At 43.7% G+C, this 20,342-nt stretch carries 17 protein-coding genes and 1 rRNA gene; 12 read left to right on the top strand and 6 right to left on the bottom strand.

Annotated elements, in window-relative coordinates:
• Nucleotides 1–97: 97 nt before the first annotated feature.
• Complete coding sequence (locus tag LG003_RS21075) at nt 98–199, bottom strand: DUF1778 domain-containing protein (protein ID WP_262981564.1); 102 nt, start codon at nt 197–199, stop codon at nt 98–100.
• Nucleotides 200–519: 320 nt separating this feature from the next.
• Here LG003_RS21075 and LG003_RS21070 point away from each other — a divergent pair, with 320 nt between their 5' ends.
• Entirely contained in the window at nt 520–1,455 is a 936-nt protein-coding gene (locus LG003_RS21070) for a hypothetical protein (protein ID WP_262981563.1), read from the top strand.
• A gap of 11 nt (nt 1,456–1,466) precedes the next feature.
• Complete coding sequence (locus tag LG003_RS21065; RefSeq protein ID WP_262981562.1) at nt 1,467–1,862, top strand: type III secretion system chaperone; 396 nt, start codon at nt 1,467–1,469, stop codon at nt 1,860–1,862.
• Nucleotides 1,863–2,166: 304 nt separating this feature from the next.
• Here the strand turns inward: LG003_RS21065 and LG003_RS21060 are convergent, their stop codons facing one another.
• The 3 genes from LG003_RS21060 to argE all read right to left on the bottom strand — a co-directional run bounded on the left by LG003_RS21060 (nt 2,167) and on the right by argE (nt 7,115).
• Nucleotides 2,167–2,748: a YolA family protein gene (locus LG003_RS21060; RefSeq protein ID WP_112878942.1), complete on the bottom strand. Its 582-nt coding sequence runs from the start codon at nt 2,746–2,748 to the stop codon at nt 2,167–2,169.
• Between the two features lie 301 nt (nt 2,749–3,049).
• The gene (ppc, locus tag LG003_RS21055) at nt 3,050–5,686 is read right to left on the bottom strand and encodes a phosphoenolpyruvate carboxylase (RefSeq protein WP_112878941.1); all 2,637 of its coding nucleotides are present in this window, start codon (nt 5,684–5,686) and stop codon (nt 3,050–3,052) included.
• 271 nt (nt 5,687–5,957) lie between these two features.
• The gene (argE, locus tag LG003_RS21050) at nt 5,958–7,115 is read right to left on the bottom strand and encodes an acetylornithine deacetylase (protein WP_262981561.1); all 1,158 of its coding nucleotides are present in this window, start codon (nt 7,113–7,115) and stop codon (nt 5,958–5,960) included.
• A 102-nt stretch (nt 7,116–7,217) separates the two neighbouring features.
• Between argE and argC the strand changes: the two genes are divergently transcribed.
• The 5 genes from argC (at nt 7,218) to oxyR (ending at nt 12,897) form a co-directional block, all read left to right on the top strand.
• Complete coding sequence (argC, locus tag LG003_RS21045; protein ID WP_112878939.1) at nt 7,218–8,222, top strand: N-acetyl-gamma-glutamyl-phosphate reductase; 1,005 nt, start codon at nt 7,218–7,220, stop codon at nt 8,220–8,222.
• 25 nt (nt 8,223–8,247) lie between these two features.
• Complete coding sequence (gene argB, locus LG003_RS21040) at nt 8,248–9,021, top strand: acetylglutamate kinase (RefSeq protein WP_112878938.1); 774 nt, start codon at nt 8,248–8,250, stop codon at nt 9,019–9,021.
• 68 nt (nt 9,022–9,089) lie between these two features.
• Nucleotides 9,090–10,304, top strand: coding sequence for an argininosuccinate synthase (locus tag LG003_RS21035; protein ID WP_112878937.1), 1,215 nt, complete (start codon nt 9,090–9,092; stop codon nt 10,302–10,304).
• Nucleotides 10,305–10,456: 152 nt separating this feature from the next.
• Complete coding sequence (gene argH / locus LG003_RS21030; protein WP_112878936.1) at nt 10,457–11,836, top strand: argininosuccinate lyase; 1,380 nt, start codon at nt 10,457–10,459, stop codon at nt 11,834–11,836.
• A 155-nt stretch (nt 11,837–11,991) separates the two neighbouring features.
• Nucleotides 11,992–12,897 carry a DNA-binding transcriptional regulator OxyR gene (gene oxyR / locus LG003_RS21025; RefSeq protein ID WP_112878935.1) on the top strand — a complete coding sequence of 302 codons (906 nt, stop codon included), beginning with the start codon at nt 11,992–11,994 and terminating at the stop codon, nt 12,895–12,897.
• Here the strand turns inward: oxyR and sthA are convergent.
• The gene (gene sthA / locus LG003_RS21020; RefSeq protein WP_112878934.1) at nt 12,889–14,286 is read right to left on the bottom strand and encodes a Si-specific NAD(P)(+) transhydrogenase; all 1,398 of its coding nucleotides are present in this window, start codon (nt 14,284–14,286) and stop codon (nt 12,889–12,891) included. The genes oxyR and sthA overlap by 9 nt on opposite strands.
• A 374-nt stretch (nt 14,287–14,660) precedes the next feature.
• Here sthA and fabR point away from each other — a divergent pair, with 374 nt between their 5' ends.
• The gene (fabR, locus tag LG003_RS21015; RefSeq protein WP_262981560.1) at nt 14,661–15,305 is read left to right on the top strand and encodes an HTH-type transcriptional repressor FabR; all 645 of its coding nucleotides are present in this window, start codon (nt 14,661–14,663) and stop codon (nt 15,303–15,305) included.
• 23 nt (nt 15,306–15,328) lie between these two features.
• On the top strand, nt 15,329–15,700 hold the full coding sequence (locus LG003_RS21010) for a YijD family membrane protein (protein ID WP_112878973.1): 372 nt from the start codon (nt 15,329–15,331) through the stop codon (nt 15,698–15,700).
• 62 nt (nt 15,701–15,762) lie between these two features.
• On the opposite strand, the gene trmA is transcribed toward LG003_RS21010, so the two are convergent.
• The gene (gene trmA / locus LG003_RS21005) at nt 15,763–16,863 is read right to left on the bottom strand and encodes a tRNA (uridine(54)-C5)-methyltransferase TrmA (protein ID WP_370446073.1); all 1,101 of its coding nucleotides are present in this window, start codon (nt 16,861–16,863) and stop codon (nt 15,763–15,765) included.
• 199 nt (nt 16,864–17,062) lie between these two features.
• Between trmA and btuB the strand changes: the two genes are divergently transcribed.
• The 3 genes from btuB to LG003_RS20990 all read left to right on the top strand — a co-directional run.
• Nucleotides 17,063–18,922, top strand: coding sequence for a TonB-dependent vitamin B12 receptor BtuB (gene btuB / locus LG003_RS21000; protein WP_112878933.1), 1,860 nt, complete (start codon nt 17,063–17,065; stop codon nt 18,920–18,922).
• Complete coding sequence (gene murI / locus LG003_RS20995) at nt 18,867–19,730, top strand: glutamate racemase (protein ID WP_112878932.1); 864 nt, start codon at nt 18,867–18,869, stop codon at nt 19,728–19,730. The genes btuB and murI overlap by 56 nt, the downstream gene beginning before the upstream one ends.
• Nucleotides 19,731–20,203: 473 nt before the next feature.
• Nucleotides 20,204–20,342 (top strand): 16S ribosomal RNA (locus LG003_RS20990); the annotation flags it as partial.

Raw genomic sequence — 20,342 nt, 5'->3', positions numbered from 1 at the left:
ACGTTTTGTAAAGCAGCATTGGGAGTGAAAGCGTCATTTAAAGCAGTTGTGAATGCCTGAAAATCCTGGACTGTCATTGTTATGCGAGAGTCTCTATCTAAAATGCAGCCATTGTTGTGCCCATTAAAGCCGCGGCGCGAGAAATAATTTCCTTTTCATCTGTGCCCATCTTTAAATTAAATCGAGCGATAGCAGTCATTATCATTCCTCTTTAAATACGGCAAATTAACGTATACGGTATTTTTCTGTATAAAAATTGAGTAAGCAAGTTTTAATATTGAGTTTGTATCCCCACACTACATTGTCATTGTTAGATCATCTCGGTTTAATAAGTAAAGTCCACCATAAGCCTTCGTCCAGTATGAACTGTTGTTGTTCCATAATCCTGGACATCTATCCCCGGAGAATCCTTTTCTCTGACACCTTAAACAGATAAAAATCAGGTCACTTTTTTACATAAACAGGGCAGGAGAAATACTAAGATACTCTTAATCAACTCAACCTATTTTGGAAAGAATAATGCATATTCAGCATATTGGCGGTCATACACTGCTTAGCCAAACGCAAGCTTCTCAGCACACTGCATCTTCTCCCCTACTCGAACAGGGTAACCGCTTGTTCGAACAGTCTGTTCGGCGAGGTCCTTTGCATTTCCAGAGTTCGGATCTCAAGCATTTGATCACCGAACTGCGCCAATTGCAGAGTGTTCCCAACAGTGCGCAAGCCCAACGGGTGCAGGATGCTATCCAGCACTGGGAGAACCACCACCCTAAAGAGGTGGCGGCCCGTAGCTCCCGCCTTGCCGAGCTTAAACAGGCTCTGGCAGAACAAGGCGCTGTGGTGCGCACTCTCCAGCCAAAGGTGATGGCGGCCGGTCCCCAAGCGATGTTGCAGCAGGCTATGCCAGCTTTACAGAAGATGGGTACTTACGCATGCACTGATGCCGGCACTTTCGTTAGCAAGCAGAATTCTCATTATCAGCAAATCATGGAGAGATTGAGGTTATTCAATGACAGCCCGGACCGCCTGAGGGGTAACAGCCAGGCCAATATGATGTCCAACATGGCGGCTATCGCCGCTAGACAAGGCAACGTCAGTTTCAACCAACTGCAATCTATCGCCGCCCGGGTCGCTCAAGCTCAGGCTGGTTGCTGCACCACTTTGGCCTACTCTGCGGCAGCCGAACTGATGAAGCACAATCAAAATGACCAGCAGCGCATTGAGGTAGTCGCTCATCGTGGCGCCAAGGGGCATAGCCAGACCCACTGCTTCGTGGTGGTCGGTCGTGATCCCAATAGTGAGCTCAGCAAACCCGAAACTTGGGGCTCCCAGGCATATGTCATCGATCCTTGGGCTGCGACCATAGGTGGTAAACTGCAAGGCACGTCGAGTAATCCTCCGATCGCTAACCTGTGGCCGCCGACTGAATCTGTGTTTGACAACCATAAAAGGTAACAAGGGTAACCATGTTCAATTCCTTATTATCGGAACTGTGCCGACGCCTTGGGCAGACCGAAGAATCTCTGCATTCGGAGGGGCTCGATCTACCTCTCGGCCCTTTTAGTTTGCATATCCGCCAACGCGATGAGTTGGTAACTTTGTTTATTCCACTAGGTGATGTCGAACCTTGTTCGTTGGCTACACTGGCCGATTGGCCATCATTGCAACTGAGCCGTAGTGGTGAGGGAGAGACTCTGCTTTGGAGCCGTGAATGGTTGGAGAGGCTGGATGCTGAGTTATTGACCAACTTGGTCGAGCGGATGTTACAGCAAGCCAGGGACCTTACGGCTACGGCACCTATTACTGAAAGCCAAGAATGGCCGCCGTTAAGTATTCAAGGGAGTTCGTGGCACAAAGTTTAGGCGAAAAACCTTAAGAAGCTTTAAAGATTAATCAGGTGTATTATTGAAAGCTACGAGCGATATTATTTTGTGCATTCGTTATACCATTCGTTGATTAATAACTTTATTACTGGGTACAGGCTTTCCTACAGAGGGAGCCTAACGGAAATAATTTGTGAGAAATTCACCGAGGTAAACTTTTAAATTAATTTTATATAATTGCCTAATTACGAGGCTAAACCATCGGCGTCGATACCTGTGCGTAAAAATGAACAAGGGCGGTTTCCCGCCCTTCTTAGTAGACTCCTAAATGGGTTTTAGCAAGTCAAAGAATGCTGATCTGCGTTGACATGGTATTTCGAGGCCAATTAGCAGAAGTGTTCTGGTAACTGAAGGTACCATTCTGGTAGCCATCGAGGCTGTATTCTTTCAGGAAGCCAACCACAATTTGGCCCGCAGCACATGGCCAATTGTAGTGCCCGTTTGTAATGCAAACTGGTGTAGAAGAGTACAGTGAGTATGGCAGTATACTGCCGTTCATCCAGGCAAAAGAATTATATCCGTAGCCAATTTCCAGAACGGCGGCGCGGAGCTGGTATCCTCCGTGATTGCAGTTTGTCACTGGCAAGTTGGAAGTGTATTCCCATCCGCAATTCGTTGAGCCAACGGCATAGACCCACATATTGGTTAGTGGAGGTGCGGGGGCGTAAGCTACCTCAGATTTAATGTCGAGCTTTTTCTCTTCTTCGGCCAGGATGGGGCTTTCTGGGTTAGGCAGTAGCTGGGATTGCGCTGCCAGGGCATTTTGAGCAGTATGGACCTCCTTCGGTTGCTCTGTTTGGGCATAGGCATTAACGCCAAATAAGGCAGCAAGAGATAACAACATGGCAAGTTTATTTTTCTTCACGACTGAATCCTCTTAGAAATGGAAAAGCACAATTCTAGGGAAGTGAGAAAAAATCACATTATTAAATTTTATTTATGTAATGATCGAAACTTTTGCGTGGGTGATTGCTTCCGTGTTTATCTTACTGCGGAAAAAAGGGGATAAATGATAAGGAATTTTTTTTCAAGTACGCTTCGCTTGGTGAGAAATAACTTCTTTTTCGTTATCTATTGAGCACATTTTGTATGGGGTTGTCTGGAGACAAAAGATACTTGTGCTGTGCTCAATAGTGTCACTACTGTTGCGCTAAGATTACCTACTACTAACCTGTATTTCGCATTCCTGCTGCGATACCGGCGATGGTTACCATCAACGCTTGTTCAACCTGAGGATCGGGATGTTGTTGCTGACGGGAACGCAGTAATAGTTCTGCCTGTAAGACGTTTAGTGGATCAGTGTAAACATTACGTAGGGCGATTGATTCTGCAATCCATGGTAAATCTGCCATTAGGTGTTCATCTTTAGAAATGGCTAATACCGTCTTAATATCCGAGGAGAGTTGCTTGCGCAGTTTCTGACCTAACGGCCATAAGTTCTTATCTACCAGACGATGATCATAATATTCTGCCAACCATAAATCAGCTTTGGCGAAGACCATTTCCAACATACCAATCCGAGTGGTAAAAAAAGGCCAATCACGGCACATTTCTGCTAATACATCCTGTTTTCCATCATTGATAACTTGTTGTAGCGCGGCACCTGCACCTAACCAGGCTGGCAACATTAGGCGATTTTGTGTCCAGGCGAAAATCCACGGGATAGCGCGTAAACTTTCCACACCACCCGCCGGATGACGTTTGGCTGGACGAGAACCTAGAGGCAGTTTAGCTAATTCCTGTTCTGGTGTTGCCGCGCGGAAATAAGGTACAAAATCGGGCTGTTCACGTACATAATCGCGATACATCTTGCAGGAAACATCAGACAGGGTATCCATCACCTGATGCCATTCCAGTTTAGGCTCCGGCGGTGGTAGGAGGTTTGCTTCCAGAATCGCACTGGCATATAAGGCTAAGCTACTGATAGTGACTTGTGGCAGACCGAATTTAAAGCGGATCATTTCGCCTTGTTCGGTCACACGTAGGCCACCTTTCAGGCTTCCCGGTGGTTGGGAAAGCAGAGCAGCATGTGCTGGCGCACCGCCACGGCCGATAGTACCGCCACGACCGTGGAATAAGGTCAGCGTAATGCCCTCTTTTTCACAAACATTGATCAAGGCATCCTGTGCTCGGTATTGCGCCCATGCCGCAGCCATCACTCCGGCATCTTTTGCTGAGTCAGAATAACCAATCATCACCATCTGTTTGTCATGAATCAGTTCGCGATACCATTGAATATTCATTAATTGCTGAATGACATTTTCGGCATTATTCAGGTCATCAAGGGTTTCGAACAATGGGGCAACGGGTAAAGTGAACGGACAACCGGCTTCTTTCAGTAGCAAGTGAACCGCTAATACATCAGAAGGTACTTTAGCCATTGAGATAACGTAAGCGGCGATAGCGTCTTGAGGTGACTCGGCAATGACTTTACAGGTTGCGAAAACCTCTTGCGTTTCAGCGCTTGGTTGCCAGTTATGTGGGATCAATGGACGTTTGGAGTGCAGTTCATACAGTAGGAAAGCCTGTTTTTCTTCTTCTGACCAACTGGCGTAGTCACCTAATTCCAGGTATTGCGTCAGTTCAGAAACGGCGGTTGTATGGCGAGTGCTTTCTTGGCGTACATCAATACGTACCAGTGATAAGCCGAAGCAACGGATACGGCGTAAGATATCTAATAATTGACCGTTGGCAATGATTTCCATCCCGCAGGTTTTTAGTGACTGATAACAGGCGTAAAGTGGTTGCCAAAGCTGTTCGTTATCCACCAGCAAATCAGTTGGTGGCAGAACTTGTTCTCCTTTCAGTTGTTTCTCCAAATAGGTCAATGTATTGCTGAGTTGTGTCCGCAATTTTTTAGCAATTTCTCGGTAAGGTTCTAGAATTTCATCACCACCTGCTAGTTTACGAACTTCTGGTGTACATTCAGACATGGATAGTTCAGAAACCAGAACCTGAATATCTTTTAGGAATAGATCGGCTGCTTTCCAGCGGCTAAGCAGTAATACATGACGAGTGACTTCAGAGGTGACATTTGGGTTGCCGTCTCGGTCGCCGCCCATCCAGGAAGTAAAGCGGACAGGTACCGCTTCAACTGGCAGGCTGTAATCAATTGACTCTTCCAGTTGTTCATTGAATTCACGTAGGAATGCTGGCACAGCCTCCCACAAGCTATTTTCCACCATAGCAAACCCCCACTTCGCTTCATCAATTGGGGTAGGACGGATTTTGCGGATTTCATCGGTATGCCATGATTGGGCAATTAACTGGCGCAGGCGGCGCATAATGTTATTACGCTCATAATCCGCCAGATCATCGTGATCAAGTTGCGATAGACAGGTGTTAACGGCTACCAGTTTATGGATCAATGTACGACGAGCGATTTCAGTTGGGTGAGCGGTGAGAACCAGTTCAATAGACAGTTCATTTACCGCTTTTTTCAGATCGTCGTTACTGAAATTTTTTTCTTTTAAGTGGGTGAATAATTTCGCTAACGCAACGGGGTTGCTGGCAGCTTCACCATGCGGGGAGATACTGTGATATTGTTCTGCGACGTTTGTCAGGTTGAGAAATTGATTGAAAGCACGGGCAACTGGCAGCAGTTCATTATTAGATAGGTTTTGCAATGTAGATAATAGCTGCTGGCGGTGTGCTTCATTACCTGCGCGGGACGATTTGGATAATTTGCGGATAGTCTCAACTTTATCGAGAATATCTTCCCCTAAAGCTTCTTTGATTGTGTCTCCGAGCAGCTTACCTAGCATGCTGACATTACTGCGCATTGCGGAATATTGTTGATTCATGTGACTCTTGGCCTTTATTGCTGGCGGAATGTTGATTCTGTTCCGGTAGAAAAATTTCATTTAGGTGGCGAAAAGTTATTTTTTTGTAGCGCCACAACGTCGTATTTACCCTAAACCCTCATATTCATATCAGAAAACCATCAGTTTGGGCGAAATTTCTAAAATTTAATGGCAGGTCATGTTCTATAAGTATTACTTATGCGCCAGAAGATTTGAGAAGGGGGATTTTGTTGCTTGAGTCCCCCTGACTTTTGGGGGACGAGTAAAACGATTAACTATTGCTTAGACAAAAATGATCTATTAACTGGGAAATTATCTTTCTGGTGGGTTCAATAAACGACATATCAATGAATTCATCTGGTTGATGTGCCTGTTCAATAGATCCTGGGCCAAGGACTAATGTCGGACATAATTCCTGAATGAATGGTGCTTCGGTACAGTAGTTGACCGTTTCAGCCTTGCGGCCTAGCAGTTTCTCTATCACATCAATCATCTTGTGATCGGTTGGGCATGCATAACCGGGAATAGGGGGATGTAATTCGTTGATAGTCAGACGGCCAGGCCAACGTTGTTTCACGGGTTCCAGTGCTTCATTTAACAGTCCGTTCAGATCCTGCAACGTTAGGCCCGGTAATGGGCGAATATCCATATGTAATTCACAATGGGCACAAATACGGTTTACTGCGTCACCTCCGTGAATATAGCCGAAATTCATAGTTGGATATGGAATGGCAAATGCCGGGTTGTTATAACGCTCTTTTAGCGTATTGCGTAGTTCAATCAAGTGACCAATAGATTCGTGCATCAAATCAATGGCGTTTATACCACGATCTGGATCACTGGAATGCCCGGATTGGCCAACAATACGGATAGCGTTCGATAAATGTCCTTTATGCGCACAGATAGGATGCAATGAAGTAGGTTCGCCGATAATCGCGAAATCCGGTCGAATAGCGGTACTTGCGGCAAAATAACGGGCTCCTGCCATTGTCGTCTCTTCATCTGCGGTTGCCAGAATGTACAGCGGATGGGTTATTTTACTGACATCAATGTCCCGTAATGCATCAATAATAAAGGCGAAAAAGCCTTTCATATCTGCTGTACCTAAACCGTACAGTTTGTTATCTCTCTCTGTCAGGGTGAAGGGATCTTTAGTCCAGAGTCCATCGTCAAAGGGGACGGTATCAGTGTGTCCACATAAGAGTAGCCCACCTGGGCCACTCCCCAATGTTGCTAGTAGATTGTATTTTCCGAGGGCTTCGGGGACGGGCTGTATCTCAATCTCGAAACCAATTTCTTTCAACCAACTTGCCAGTAGGTTGATGAGAGACTCGTTACTTTGGTCAATACTGACATCGGTGGCGCTGATAGATGGAGTCGCGATTAATTGCCGAAATAGCTCAATAAATGGAGGTAATTTAATATTCACTGTTGACAGCCTTTATTCATGATAGTATCAATATTCATGCATTTTTTTTGAATAAAAATACATTATCCCGTTTGAATACTGAGCATAAGGTAAAGATATCCTATGTTGAATACGCTGGTTGTTGGTGCAAGTGGTTACACCGGAGCAGAACTGGCAGCATATCTGCATCGTCATCCGCATACGAATCTGATTAGACTCATGGTTTCTGCTCAGAGCGTTGATGCAGATAAATGCTTCTCAGATTTACATCCACAGTATAAAGGCATTGTTGATCTACCGCTGCAACCGCTGACTGATATTATTAATGCTGCTAAAGGGATTGATGTGGTTTTCCTTGCCACCGCCCATGAAGTTAGTCATGACATTGCGCCGTTATTTCTGGCAGCAGGTTGCACTGTATTTGATCTCTCTGGTGCCTACCGCGTACAAAATGCTCAGATTTATCAACAATACTACGGATTCAAACATAAGCATACTGAATGGTTAGCACAAGCAGTATATGGACTTGCCGAATGGCAGGCTGAAAAAATCAAACAGGCCCAATTAGTTGCTGTACCGGGATGTTACCCAACAGTTTCTCAACTCTCCCTGAAACCGCTGTTGGAAAATAGTTTGCTGGATACCAGCCATTGGCCGGTGATTAATGCTACTAGTGGTGTAAGTGGAGCAGGTCGGAAAGCCAGCATGACCAACAGCTTCTGCGAAATCAGTTTGCAACCTTATGGAATATTTACCCATCGTCATCAACCGGAGATTGAGGAGCATCTGGGAACCAGGGTGATTTTTACTCCACATCTTGGCAATTTTGCGCGGGGTATTCTTGCCACAATTACCTGTAAATTGAAGCCGGGTGTTACCGCAGAACAGATAGATGAGGTGTATCGGCAAGCATACAAAGATAAGCCATTGGTAAGGCTTTACAGCAAAGGGGTGCCAGCATTGAAATCCGTTGTTGGGTTACCGTTCTGTGATATCGGTTTTGTTGTAGAGGGTGACCATCTGATTGTTGTGGGTACTGAGGATAATCTTTTGAAGGGCGCGGCAGCTCAGGCAGTTCAGTGTATGAATATACGTTTTGGGTTTGAAGAAACTCAGGCATTACTTTAATGGTTGACGTGAAGGAGTAGAGCAGATGGAACCTTTAGTCATAAAGTTAGGTGGCGTGTTATTGGACAATGAAGAAGCATTGGAACGCGTGTTTACTGCATTGCAGGAATATCGGCAAACACACGAACGTCAGTTGGTTGTTGTTCATGGTGGTGGTTATCTGGTGGATGAGCTGATGCAGAAGTTGCAGCTACCGATAGTGAAGGAACAAGGATTACGAGTAACACCCGCTGATCAGATTGGGATTATCACTGGCGCATTGGCTGGTATCGCCAATAAGACCTTGTTGTCGTGGGCGACTAAATATCAACTTGCATCAGTTGGATTATATTTAGGAGATGGTAATGTGGTCATGGTTTCCCAACTGAGTGAAGAGTTGGGGCATGTGGGGAAAGCGATGCCGGGCGATGCTAAGTTGCTGAAAATGTTATTGGATGCGGGTTATATGCCCATTATCAGCTCAATTGGTGTAACGGATAAAGGGGAGCTGATGAATGTGAATGCCGATCAGGCAGCAACGGCGATAGCTCAGACGCTAGGTGCTGATTTGGTATTGCTCTCTGATGTTAGTGGTATTTTGGATGGTAAAGGGCAGAGAATCCCTGACATAAATGTTGAGAAAGCAGAACAACTTATTGCTCACGGCATCATTACTGACGGCATGATTGTGAAGGTGAATGCCGCTTTAGATGCAGCTAGGACATTAGATCGTCCGGTAGATATCGCCAGTTGGCGTCATGCAGATCAACTGACCGATCTATTTAACGGTGTTCCCGTCGGTACTCGTATTCTGGCTTAAATTAAGTTTGATTAATTTTCGGCAAATCTTTGCTGATAAATAACAACGGAATTTCAAAGGGTAACTTCATGCATACTAAAGATATTAAAAAAATCGTTCTTGCCTATTCTGGTGGTCTGGATACTTCTGCCATTATTCCTTGGCTGAAGGAACATTATGGCAACTGTGAAGTTGTTGCGTTTGTTGCCGATGTGGGGCAAAGCCGTGAAGATTTGGAAGGCGTGGAGCAGAAAGCTTTGCGTTCTGGCGCATCAGAATGTCACGTTGTGGATCTGCGTGAGGAATTCATTAAAGATTATGTTTATCCGGTACTGAAAACCGGTGCTCTGTATGAAGGTAGCTATTTGTTGGGCACTTCAATGGCACGCCCCATTATTGCTAAAGCACAGGTTGAATTGGCACTGAAAGTGGGAGCAGATGCACTTGCTCATGGTGCAACAGGTAAGGGTAACGATCAGGTTCGGTTTGAAAGCACTTATACGGCATTAGCCCCCCAGCTAAAAGTAGTTGCACCGTGGAGAGAGTGGGATTTGCGTTCCCGTGAAGCGTTGCTGGATTATCTGAAAGCGCGAGATATTCCAACCACCGCAACATTGGAGAAAATTTACAGCCGTGATGAGAATGCGTGGCATATCTCTACCGAAGGTGGCGTACTGGAAAGTACTTGGAATGCATCCAATAAAGATTGTTGGGTGTGGACAGTCGATCCAGAAGAAGCACCAGATGAAGCTGAATTGGTCAGTGTCACTATTGAGAAAGGCGAGGTTGTTGGGGTTAACGGCAAGGTGATGTCTCCATATCAATGCCTTGAAGCGCTGAACATTTTGGGAGTAAAACATGGTATCGGCCGTATCGATATCGTGGAAAACCGGCTGGTGGGAATGAAATCTCGTGGTTGTTATGAGACGCCGGGAGGAACCATCATGATGGCTGCGTTGCGTGGTGTTGAACAACTGGTTCTGGACCGTGATAGCTTTAAATGGCGTCAGCAGCTTGGGCTAGAAATGTCTTATGTCGTTTATGACGGACGTTGGTTTGCCCCGCTACGTCAATCTATTCAGGCCGCGGCTGAGGCGTTGGCTGCGGATGTCAGCGGTGAAGTAGTACTGAAACTCTATAAAGGTCAGGTAACAGCGATCCAGAAAAAATCAACAAATAGCCTTTATTCTGAAGCGTTTGCAACGTTTGGTGAAGATGAGGTTTACGATCACAGCCATGCAGCAGGATTTATCCGTCTGTATTCTCTCCCTTCGCGCATTCGGGCATTAAATAGTAAAGAGTAATTTCATCGTTCGTAGTTATGGAGGTAATGACCAGATCGTGAATTCATCCTTGTATTTGATTTATCGAGTCTATTATCTCCATGTTGCGAATGAAATTGCTGTTTATGAAAGGTAATCAATCACTCAGACATCAGATAATCAGGAACAAAAATATGGCACTCTGGGGCGGGCGTTTCAGTCAGAAAGCAGATCGACGGTTCAAACAATTTAACGATTCACTTCGCTTTGATTACCGGTTGGCGGAACAGGACATTACCGGTTCAGTTGCATGGTCGAAAGCGTTGATAACGGTTGGTGTGCTGACCGTTGAAGAACAACAAAGACTGGAGCTGGCATTAAATGAATTGTTGAATGAGGTTCAGGCTAACCCACAAGCCATCTTGCAAAGTGGTGCAGAGGATATCCATAGTTGGGTAGAAGGGCAGTTGATCAGTAAAGTTGGCGATCTGGGTAAGAAACTCCACACTGGTCGTAGCCGTAACGATCAGGTGGCAACAGATCTCAAACTTTGGTGTAAAGAATACATTTCACATCTCTATCAGGCAATTGTGGAGTTACAGCAGGCATTGGTGATTACTGCGGAGAATAATCAGGATGCAGTGATGCCGGGCTATACCCATCTGCAAAGAGCGCAGCCTATCACATTTGCTCACTGGTGCTTGGCATATGTAGAAATGTTGGTCCGTGATGAAAGTCGGTTACAGGATACTTTGAAACGGCTGGATACCAGCCCGCTTGGGTGTGGTGCATTGGCTGGAACCGCTTATGATATTGACCGCGAACAACTAGCATCATGGCTAGGTTTTGTTTCTGCGACGCGTAACAGCTTGGATAGCGTTTCAGATCGTGACCATGTATTGGAACTGTTATCTAATGCCAGTATCAGTATGATCCATCTTTCCCGCTTTGCGGAAGACCTAATTTTCTTTAATAGCGGTGAAGCCGGGTTTATTGAACTGTCAGATCGAGTCACTTCCGGTTCTTCTCTGATGCCACAGAAGAAAAACCCGGATGCACTGGAGTTAATTCGTGGGAAATGTGGCCGGGTGCAGGGGGCATTGACCGGTATGATGATGACCTTGAAAGGTTTGCCGCTAGCCTACAATAAAGATATGCAGGAGGATAAAGAAGGGTTATTCGATGCGCTGGATACTTGGCTGGATTGTTTACATATGTCCGCGTTGGTGTTAGATGGTATTCAGGTCAGGCGTTCACGTTGTGCGGAAGCAGCTAAACAGGGTTATGCTAACGCGACCGAATTAGCTGATTATTTGGTTGCAAAAGGTGTTCCATTCCGAGAAGCTCACCATATTGTTGGGGAAATTGTGATTATGGCGCTTGCCCAGGGGCAGGCATTGGAAGCGTTGTCATTGGCAGAGTTGCAGAAGTTCAGTAGTGCAATTACTGAAGATGTATATGATATTTTGTCTTTGCAATCTTGTCTGGACAAACGCCTTGCAAAGGGAGGAGTGTCGCAAAAACAGGTTATGAAAGCGATTGCAGAGGCTAAGCAGAGGCTAAAATTAAGTTAGTCATCATAATAGTAGGGGGATTAATTTATCCCCTGTAAAATAAATGAGAGCTTTATATATAAGTTCTTAAGGATTATCTGATAGTCTTTTCCTCACATTGATATAATTATCTATTGGTAGTTTCTATCATTTATATTAAATATGTTGAGGTGGGAATGAATATCCGCGATCTGGAATATCTTGTGGCGCTTGCGGAGCATCGGCACTTTCGCCGTGCTGCTGATTCTTGCCACGTTAGCCAGCCTACGTTAAGCGGGCAAATTCGTAAGCTTGAGGATGATCTGGGTGTCATGTTATTGGAGCGCACCAGCCGTAAAGTTTTGTTCACGCAACAAGGGATGTTATTAGTAGAACAAGCCAGAACAGTTCTCCGCGAGGTGAGGATTTTGCAGGAAATGGCGTCACTTCAAGGGGAAAACATGTCTGGTCCTCTGCATATTGGTTTGATCCCGACAATTGGTCCATATCTGTTGCCTCATATTATCCCTGGGCTTCATAGTTTGTTTCCTAAGTTGGAAATGTATCTATATGAAGCCCAGACTCAAAGTCTGTTAGCCCAGTTGGATAGTGGCAAATTGGACTGTGCGATTCTGGCAATGGTTAAGGAGACAAGAGCTTTCATTGAAGTGCCATTGTTTGAAGAACCCATGAAACTAGCTATCTATGATGGCCATTCTTGGGCAGAGCGTAAAAAAATCGCTATGGATGAATTGGCAGGTGAAAAATTGTTGATGTTAGAAGATGGTCATTGCTTGCGTGATCAGGCAATGGGGTTCTGTTTTCAGGCGGGCGCGAAGGAAGATACCCATTTTCGTGCAACCAGTTTGGAAACCCTGCGTAATATGGTTGCTGCCGGTAGCGGAATAACCTTATTGCCTGATCTGGCAGTACCACAAGAGAAAAAACGTGATGGCGTCTGTTATCTGGAGTGTGGCAGCCCTGAACCTAAGCGGTCTGTTGTTTTGATTTATCGTCCTGGTTCACCTCTGCGTGGTCGCTATGAGCAACTAGCAGAGGCTATTAGAGCTAAAATGGGCACTTATTACGGGCAATCAAAATAGCCGGTTAAGCCCGTTTAAAGCTGCGACACGATAGGCTTCAGCCATAGTTGGATAGTTGAAAGTAGTATTGACGAAATATTCGATAGTATTACTTTCACCTTTTTGTTCCATAATCGCTTGGCCGATATGAATAATTTCAGCCGCACGTTCCCCGAAACAATGAATGCCAAGAATCTCTTTTGTTTCTCTGTGGAACAGTATTTTCAGGCTTCCTACGTTCATCCCCGCAATTTGTGCGCGTGCAAGATGTTTAAATTGTGCGCGTCCAACTTCATAAGGCACTTTCATTGCTGTTAATTGTTGTTCGGTTTTACCTACAGAGCTAATTTCAGGAATGGTATAGATACCCGTTGGAATATCTTCAATCAGATGAACTTCGGCGTTTCCTTTCGTCATCGCTTGGGCGGCAATTCGGCCTTGATCATAAGCAGCTGAGGCTAGGCTTGGATAGCCGATAACATCTCCTACAGCGTAGATATTTTCGTTGCTGGTTTGATAGATCTTATTAACTTTCAGTAAACCGCGGCTATCTGCTTCCAGACCAACGTTTTTTAGCCCTAAAGTATCCGTATTACCTGTTCGACCATTAGCATAAAGCAGACAGTCAGCTTTGACTTTTTTACCGGATTTAAGGTGAACGATAACACCATCATCAACACCTTCAATTTTAGAATATTCTTCATTGTGGCGGATTACTATACCGCTATTCCAGAAATGGTAAGAAAGTGCATCTGACATCTCTTGATCAAGGAAAGCGAGTAAGTGATTACGAGTGTTAATTAAATCAACTTTTACGCCTAATCCACGGAAGATTGAAGCATATTCGCAACCAATCACTCCGGCACCGTAAATAATGACATGCCGTGGTTCATGATCCAATTTCAGAATGGAATCGCTGTTATAAATACGGGAGTGAGTGAAATCGACATCTGGCGGACAATATGGGCGAGAACCAGTTGCGATAATAATCTTATCTGCGCTTAAAATATCGTGGCTATCGTCAGCATAGCGCACACTCACCCGGTGGTCATCAATGAATGTTGCTTCTCCGGAAAACATACGACACCCATTACGTTCGTAAAATCCTTGACGCATTCTAGTTTGCTGATTAATTACCATTTCAGCACGGCGTAAGATTTCAGCAAATGAAGAGCGAAGAACGCGGGAATTATCACTGTACAGAGGGTTTTGGTTAAATTCAATAATACGACTGACGGCGTGGCGGAGGGCTTTCGACGGGATGGTACCCCAATGAGTACAACCACCGCCGACATTATTATAGCGTTCAATAACAGCAACGCTTTTACCCTGTTTCACCAATCCCATTGCTGCTCCTTCTCCACCGGGACCAGAACCAATGACAATGGCGTCAAAATGAATATGTTGCATAGAGGAGAGACCTGTTTTTACACAAAATTACAATGCTATATTAACATCGGTTGACTTAATAACCCAATCCTCATAAGGAGTTTATGTCATCGTTTAGGGTGAATTGAACATAGTTTTACCCGCTATGCTGATACCATGAAGTTTTTGGAAAATAAATAATTATCTAACGATCGAATTAACAAAGGGGGAATGCCCCCTTAATGATTTTCTGACTACGCGTAGTCACTTTTATCATCTTAATATCTAATAAGAAAATGCGCTGAGAAAATGACATGGATCATTATAAATGACATGACAAGCATATCATTACGGCAAACGCGTTAAAATTTGGTATATTTCCTAACATGTAGTTCAGATAAAGAGTCAGGATTCGTGTGAGTAACATTATCGGCATCAGAGCGAAACAGAAAGAAAAAACTCGTCGTTCACTGATTGAAGCTGCTTTCAGCCAGTTGAGTGCCGAAAGGAGTTTTACCAGCCTTAGCTTGCGTGAAGTCGCCCGTGAAGCAGGTATTGCACCTACTTCATTTTATCGTCATTTCCGCGATGTTGATGAGCTTGGGCTGACTATGGTGGATGAAAGTGGTTTGATGCTACGTCAGTTAATGAGGCAAGCTCGACAACGTATTGCTAAAGGTGGCAGTGTCATCCGCACATCTGTTTCAACTTTTATGGAATTTATCGGTAATAATCCAAATGCATTCCGATTATTATTACGTGAACGTTCGGGGACTTCTGCTGAATTTCGTGCCGCTGTCGCACGGGAAATCCAACATTTTATTGCTGAACTGGCAGACTATTTAGAACAGGAAAGCTGTATGCCGAGGCATTTTACTGAGGTGCAGGCAGAGGCAATGGTAACAATAGTATTCAGTGCCGGTGCAGAAGCATTGGATATTGATTTGGAGAAAAGACAGCGTTTAGAAGAACGTTTAGTCTTGCAGCTACGGATGATTGCTAAAGGTGCATATTATTGGTATCGCAAAGAAATGAACCCACCGAACCCTGAACTTAAATAACTATGAAGGAGGAGAACGCAATGATGGAACAATATCGCCAGGACAAAAGTACATTGTTACTCGCTTTTATTGTCGGATTAGCAACGAATGGAACGTTTTCAGCAGTTTTTAGCTCAGTTGTTTCTTTTTCAGTTTTCCCATTGATAACACTGATTTTATCAATTTATTGTATCCATCAGCGCTATTTAAATTATTCAATGCCAGATGGGATGCCTAAGTTAGTTGTTGCTTGTTTCCTCTTAGGATTATTTAGTTATAGTGCGATTATCAGGGTTGAATACCCTGAAATTGGCTCTAATTTTCTGCCCGCAGTAATGGGTACCGTACTGGTATTTTGGATTTACAGAAAGGTAAAAATTCGTAAAAACCAGGCAATTACAGAAAATTGTCATTAATTGTTGAAAAACGCCGGAGAAATCTATCTGCCGGCGTTTTTGTTTTATATATTCGTCAAGTATCAGTTTAATTTTTCCAGAAGCACGCCGCATTCCATATGATGAGTATAAGGAAACTGATCAAACAGGGCCAGATGGCTAATTTTATGCGTTTGGGTTAATGTTTTCAGATTATGGCAAAGGGTTTCCGGGTTACAGGAAATATAAAGAATCCGTGGATATGTTTGGACCATCTCAAGCGTTTTTTCATCAAGGCCGCTACGTGGCGGATCGACAAAGATAGTTTCATATTGATAGCTTTTTAAATTGATTCCCTGAAGGCGATTAAATTCGCGTTCACCATTCATTGCTTGGGTGAACTCCTCTGCTGACATTCGGATAATTTGTACATTATCAATACCGTTGGCTGCAATGTTGTATTGAGCGGCAGCAACGGATGGCTTGGCAATTTCTGTTGCCAATACTCGTTCAAAATTTTGAGCTAATGCCAGAGAGAAATTGCCATTACCACAATAGAGCTCAAGTAAATCACCTTTTGAATCTTTGGTAATATTAATTGCCCATTCAAGCATATGAATATTGACGCTAGCATTTGGTTGGGTGAAGCTGTTTTCCACCTGGCGATAAATCATTTTTCGGCCTGCAACAGGTAAAACCTCATCAATATAATCATGATCCAATGTGATTTTGGTTTTAGCGGCTCTGCCAATTAACTCAACGTCAAATCCTTTATTTCTTAACGCTTCACGCAGTCTTAATGCCTGTTGTGTCCATTCATCACCCAATTTTTTGTGATAAAGCAGAGAAACAAGGATTTTATTACTGCAAGTAGACAGATAATCAATTTGAAATAGCTTATGACGTAAGATCTGTTCAGATCTAATGGAGTCAATTAATACTACCATCATTTTGTTGATTAACTTACTGGCGACAGGGAATTGAACAAGGCGAATATGCTGTTTCGTCTGTTGATCGAACATAATATGGTACAAATCATCCTGCTCATGCCAGATTCGAAATTCTGCTCGCATTCTGTAATGAGATAGCGGTGAGCGGAAAACCTCTGGCCCCGGGGGTTGGAAAGGCGCCATCATGTTTTTTAAACGGCTGACTTTATCCGTCAGTTGCTGTTCATAGCTTTCCGTTGGCAGGAGATTTTGCATTATGTTTGTTCTCTTATATCTGTAGTAAGAAAAATTTTCGGGCAAAATTGTAGGGGAAGAGCAAAGAATGTCCAGTTTTCTTATTACTCATACACGATCCTGTCTATGCTTACTATTATGAATAGGTTCAACTATGAATAGGTTCAACGCTTCATCGTAGCGTGTCCTTCTAACAATAAATTGTGGGATGTTTTCTCTCATGATAAATAAAAAGCGGTTATTATTATCCACTGTTTCAATCATGGTAATTTCTGGTTGGAATCAAGCTTCTGTTGCGGTGGAGTCGCAGGATTCATTGGTTGTGACAGCGAGTCGTTTTAAACAGCCGGTATCAAGCATACTGGCTCCTTATACTGTTGTAACACGGGATGAAATTGATCGTTGGCAGCCAAATAGTGTAGCCGATATTTTGCGTCGTCTACCCGGTGTTGATATTGCGCGGCATGGAGGTATTGGACAGTTAAGCTCTTTGTTTATACGTGGTACTCATGCTAGTCATGTATTGGTATTGATGGATGGAATACGTTTGAATCAAGCGGGCATCAGTGGCTCCTCTGATTTAAGCCAAATACCTGTATCATTGGTTCAGAAAATTGAATATATCCGTGGACCACGTTCTGCTGTTTATGGTTCTGATGCTATTGGTGGTGTTATTAATATCATCACTACCAGAGAGAAACCAGGAACCAGCTTTAATGTAGGTATCGGCTCACATGGTTATCAAACTTATGATGGTGCAACTCAACAAACGATAGCTGAAAATACAGTTCTGACAGCAGCAGCTAACTATACTTATACCAAAGGATACGATGTTGTTGCTGATGGTAATACCGGTGGTTTTAGACAACCTGATCGTGATGGCTTCATGAGCAAAATGCTTTGGTTGGGAGTCGATCAAAAATTTAATGAGCAAGTCAGTGGATTTGTTCGAGCTTATGGCTATAACAATAGAACATCTTATGATGCGGATATTAATTGGAGCTATCCATATGCCAGACCGGATACTCGTGAACTTTATAGCCGCCACTATGACATGGGAGTCAGATTTAACCAAGGGATCTACTCATCCCAGTTAATTACCAGTTATAGTCATACAAAAGATTATAACTTTGATCCTCAATATGGACGCTATGATAAGTCTGCTAGCCTTAATGATTCTGAACAATATAACTTGCAATGGGGGAATACTTTTCAGCTATATCAGGGCATGGTCAGTACCGGTGTGGATTTCCAAGAACAATCGATAGAAGCTGGAACCAGTTATATTCCGAAGAGTAAAACGGTACGTAATACAGGAATGTATCTGACAGCACAGCAACAGCTGAAAGATTTTATTTTAGAAGGCGCAATTCGTTCAGATAAACATTCAGAAGCTGGCTGGAATACTACATGGCAAGCCAGTTTAGGTTGGGAGTTTATTAAAGATTATCGCTTGATCGCTTCTTATGGTACGGCATTTAAGGCTCCAACGCTTAGCCAGATGTATGGTTTTGGTGGTAATCATGATTTGAAGCCGGAAGAAAGTAAACAATGGGAAGGCGGTATTGAAGGCGTCACAGGCCAGCTAAATTGGCGTCTGACTGTATATCGCAATGAGATTGAGCAATTGATCGATTATGCAAATAGTCGCTACTACAATATTGGTAAAGCAAAAATTAAAGGTGTTGAGTGGACTAGCTTAATAGACACTGGCATATTTCAGCATCAATTGACAATACAGTATATTGACCCCCGTAATAGTGAAACTAATGAAATTTTAGTTCGTCGTGCGAAGCAGCAAGTGAAATATCAACTTGACTGGCAGTTATATGATTTTGATTGGGGGTTAACTTATCAATATCTAGGGCGGCGTTATGACAAGGATTTCAGTACATTCCCGGCTAAGAGTGTGAAATTAGGTGGCGCCAGCTTTTGGGATTTAACAGTTTCATATCCAGTCACTTCTTATCTGACAATTCGTGCTAGAATAGCCAACCTGCTTGATAAAGATTACGAGACAGTTTATGGCTATCGCATTCCAGGACGTGAATACTACCTCACTGGGAGCTATAACTTCTGATTTAAATAAAGCCGCACGCCCAACAGTTTTAGTGTTTGATTCTGGGGTAGGCGGCTTATCTATTTACCAAGAGATCCGACAATTATTACCAGATCTCCATTATATATATGTTTTTGATAACGAAGCATTCCCTTATGGTGAAAAATCGGAAGAGTTTATTGTTGAACGAGTCGTTCAAATTGTTGGTGCTGTTCAGCAAAAACACCTTCTGACAATAGTGGTTATTGCATGTAACACTGCCAGTACAGTCAGCTTGCCAGCTCTACGTGAGCGGTTCAGCTTTCCGGTTGTTGGTGTGGTTCCAGCGATAAAACCTGCTGCAAAGTTAACTCGTAATGGTGTCGTTGGATTATTGGCGACTAGAGCAACAGTTAATCGTTCCTATACAAAAGAACTTATCGAAAAGTTTGCGACAGGTTGCAGGATTGAATCTATAGGTTCTTCTGAATTAGTAGAATTAGCTGAAATTAAACTGCATGGTGGTAAGGTTTCTTCCGATATTTTAAAAAAGATACTGAAACCGTGGCTTAGAATGAAAAAACCACCTGATACAGTGGTATTGGGTTGTACCCATTTTCCACTATTAGCAGAAGAATTAGTTCAGATATTACCTGATGGCACGCGTTTAATTGATTCTGGTGTTGCTATTGCTCGAAGAACGGCTTGGTTGGTTAAACATCAGAATAATCTTGTTTGCACTTCAGCAGATAGTCTTGCTTATTGTATGAAAGTGAATGCTGATACTGATGCATTAATCCCCGTTTTGCAGGAATATGGATTTTCAAAACTAGAAAAATTGATAACTTAAGTTAAATTTGATGAAATAATCATCGATCGTTAATTTTTTTCAAAATAAGTATTGCCAGCGCCAAAGAACGCCCTATAATGCGCCACCACTGACCGACACAACGCTGATAAACATTGTGAGGTCGGGCAGAGAAAGCGGCAATAAGCGCTTGACTCTGCGGGCGAAAAGCGTAGTATACGCAGCCCGGCTGAACGAGAATATCATTTTTTAATTCAGCCTGCTCTTTAACAATTAATCAGACAATCTGTGTGGGCACTCACAAGACCGTATCACAAAAAAATACGTTTTAAAGTCTTGAAGAGTGAACAACAGTTAATTCATTACGAAATAATTTAGTAACGTTATTTTGGCAGGATAACGCGAAGGCCAGCGAGCAACACCGAGACAGTACGGCGAGGTGTAGCGCAGTGAAGCCGACAAAGTTAGCCAAACAAAAGAGCGTTACACAGTGAATTCTTTGAGCATCAAGCTTTGAATTGAAGAGTTTGATCATGGCTCAGATTGAACGCTGGCGGCAGGCCTAACACATGCAAGTCGGGCGGTAACAGGAAAGCGCTTGCGCTTTTGCTGACGAGCGGCGGACGGGTGAGTAATGTCTGGGGATCTGCCCGA

The sequence above is a fragment of the Photorhabdus kleinii genome (assembly GCF_025384885.1).
Taxonomy (GTDB): domain Bacteria; phylum Pseudomonadota; class Gammaproteobacteria; order Enterobacterales; family Enterobacteriaceae; genus Photorhabdus; species Photorhabdus kayaii.
Note: the sequence above shows the minus strand (reverse complement) of the source record. Positions and strands in the feature narration are given on the sequence as shown.

Coding starts and splice junctions, on each gene's coding strand:
- LG003_RS21065 (WP_262981562.1), top strand. CDS start 1,467: ATGTTCAATTCCTTATTATCGGAACTGTGCCGACGCCTTGGGCAGACC.
- oxyR (WP_112878935.1), top strand. CDS start 11,992: ATGAATATCCGCGATCTGGAATATCTTGTGGCGCTTGCGGAGCATCGG.
- LG003_RS21070 (WP_262981563.1), top strand. CDS start 520: ATGCATATTCAGCATATTGGCGGTCATACACTGCTTAGCCAAACGCAA.
- LG003_RS21010 (WP_112878973.1), top strand. CDS start 15,329: ATGGAACAATATCGCCAGGACAAAAGTACATTGTTACTCGCTTTTATT.
- sthA (WP_112878934.1), bottom strand. CDS start 14,286: ATGCAACATATTCATTTTGACGCCATTGTCATTGGTTCTGGTCCCGGT.
- btuB (WP_112878933.1), top strand. CDS start 17,063: ATGATAAATAAAAAGCGGTTATTATTATCCACTGTTTCAATCATGGTA.
- argH (WP_112878936.1), top strand. CDS start 10,457: ATGGCACTCTGGGGCGGGCGTTTCAGTCAGAAAGCAGATCGACGGTTC.
- argB (WP_112878938.1), top strand. CDS start 8,248: ATGGAACCTTTAGTCATAAAGTTAGGTGGCGTGTTATTGGACAATGAA.
- trmA (WP_370446073.1), bottom strand. CDS start 16,863: ATGCAAAATCTCCTGCCAACGGAAAGCTATGAACAGCAACTGACGGAT.
- argC (WP_112878939.1), top strand. CDS start 7,218: ATGTTGAATACGCTGGTTGTTGGTGCAAGTGGTTACACCGGAGCAGAA.
- murI (WP_112878932.1), top strand. CDS start 18,867: ATGGCTATCGCATTCCAGGACGTGAATACTACCTCACTGGGAGCTATA.
- LG003_RS21075 (WP_262981564.1), bottom strand. CDS start 199: ATGACTGCTATCGCTCGATTTAATTTAAAGATGGGCACAGATGAAAAG.
- ppc (WP_112878941.1), bottom strand. CDS start 5,686: ATGAATCAACAATATTCCGCAATGCGCAGTAATGTCAGCATGCTAGGT.
- LG003_RS21035 (WP_112878937.1), top strand. CDS start 9,090: ATGCATACTAAAGATATTAAAAAAATCGTTCTTGCCTATTCTGGTGGT.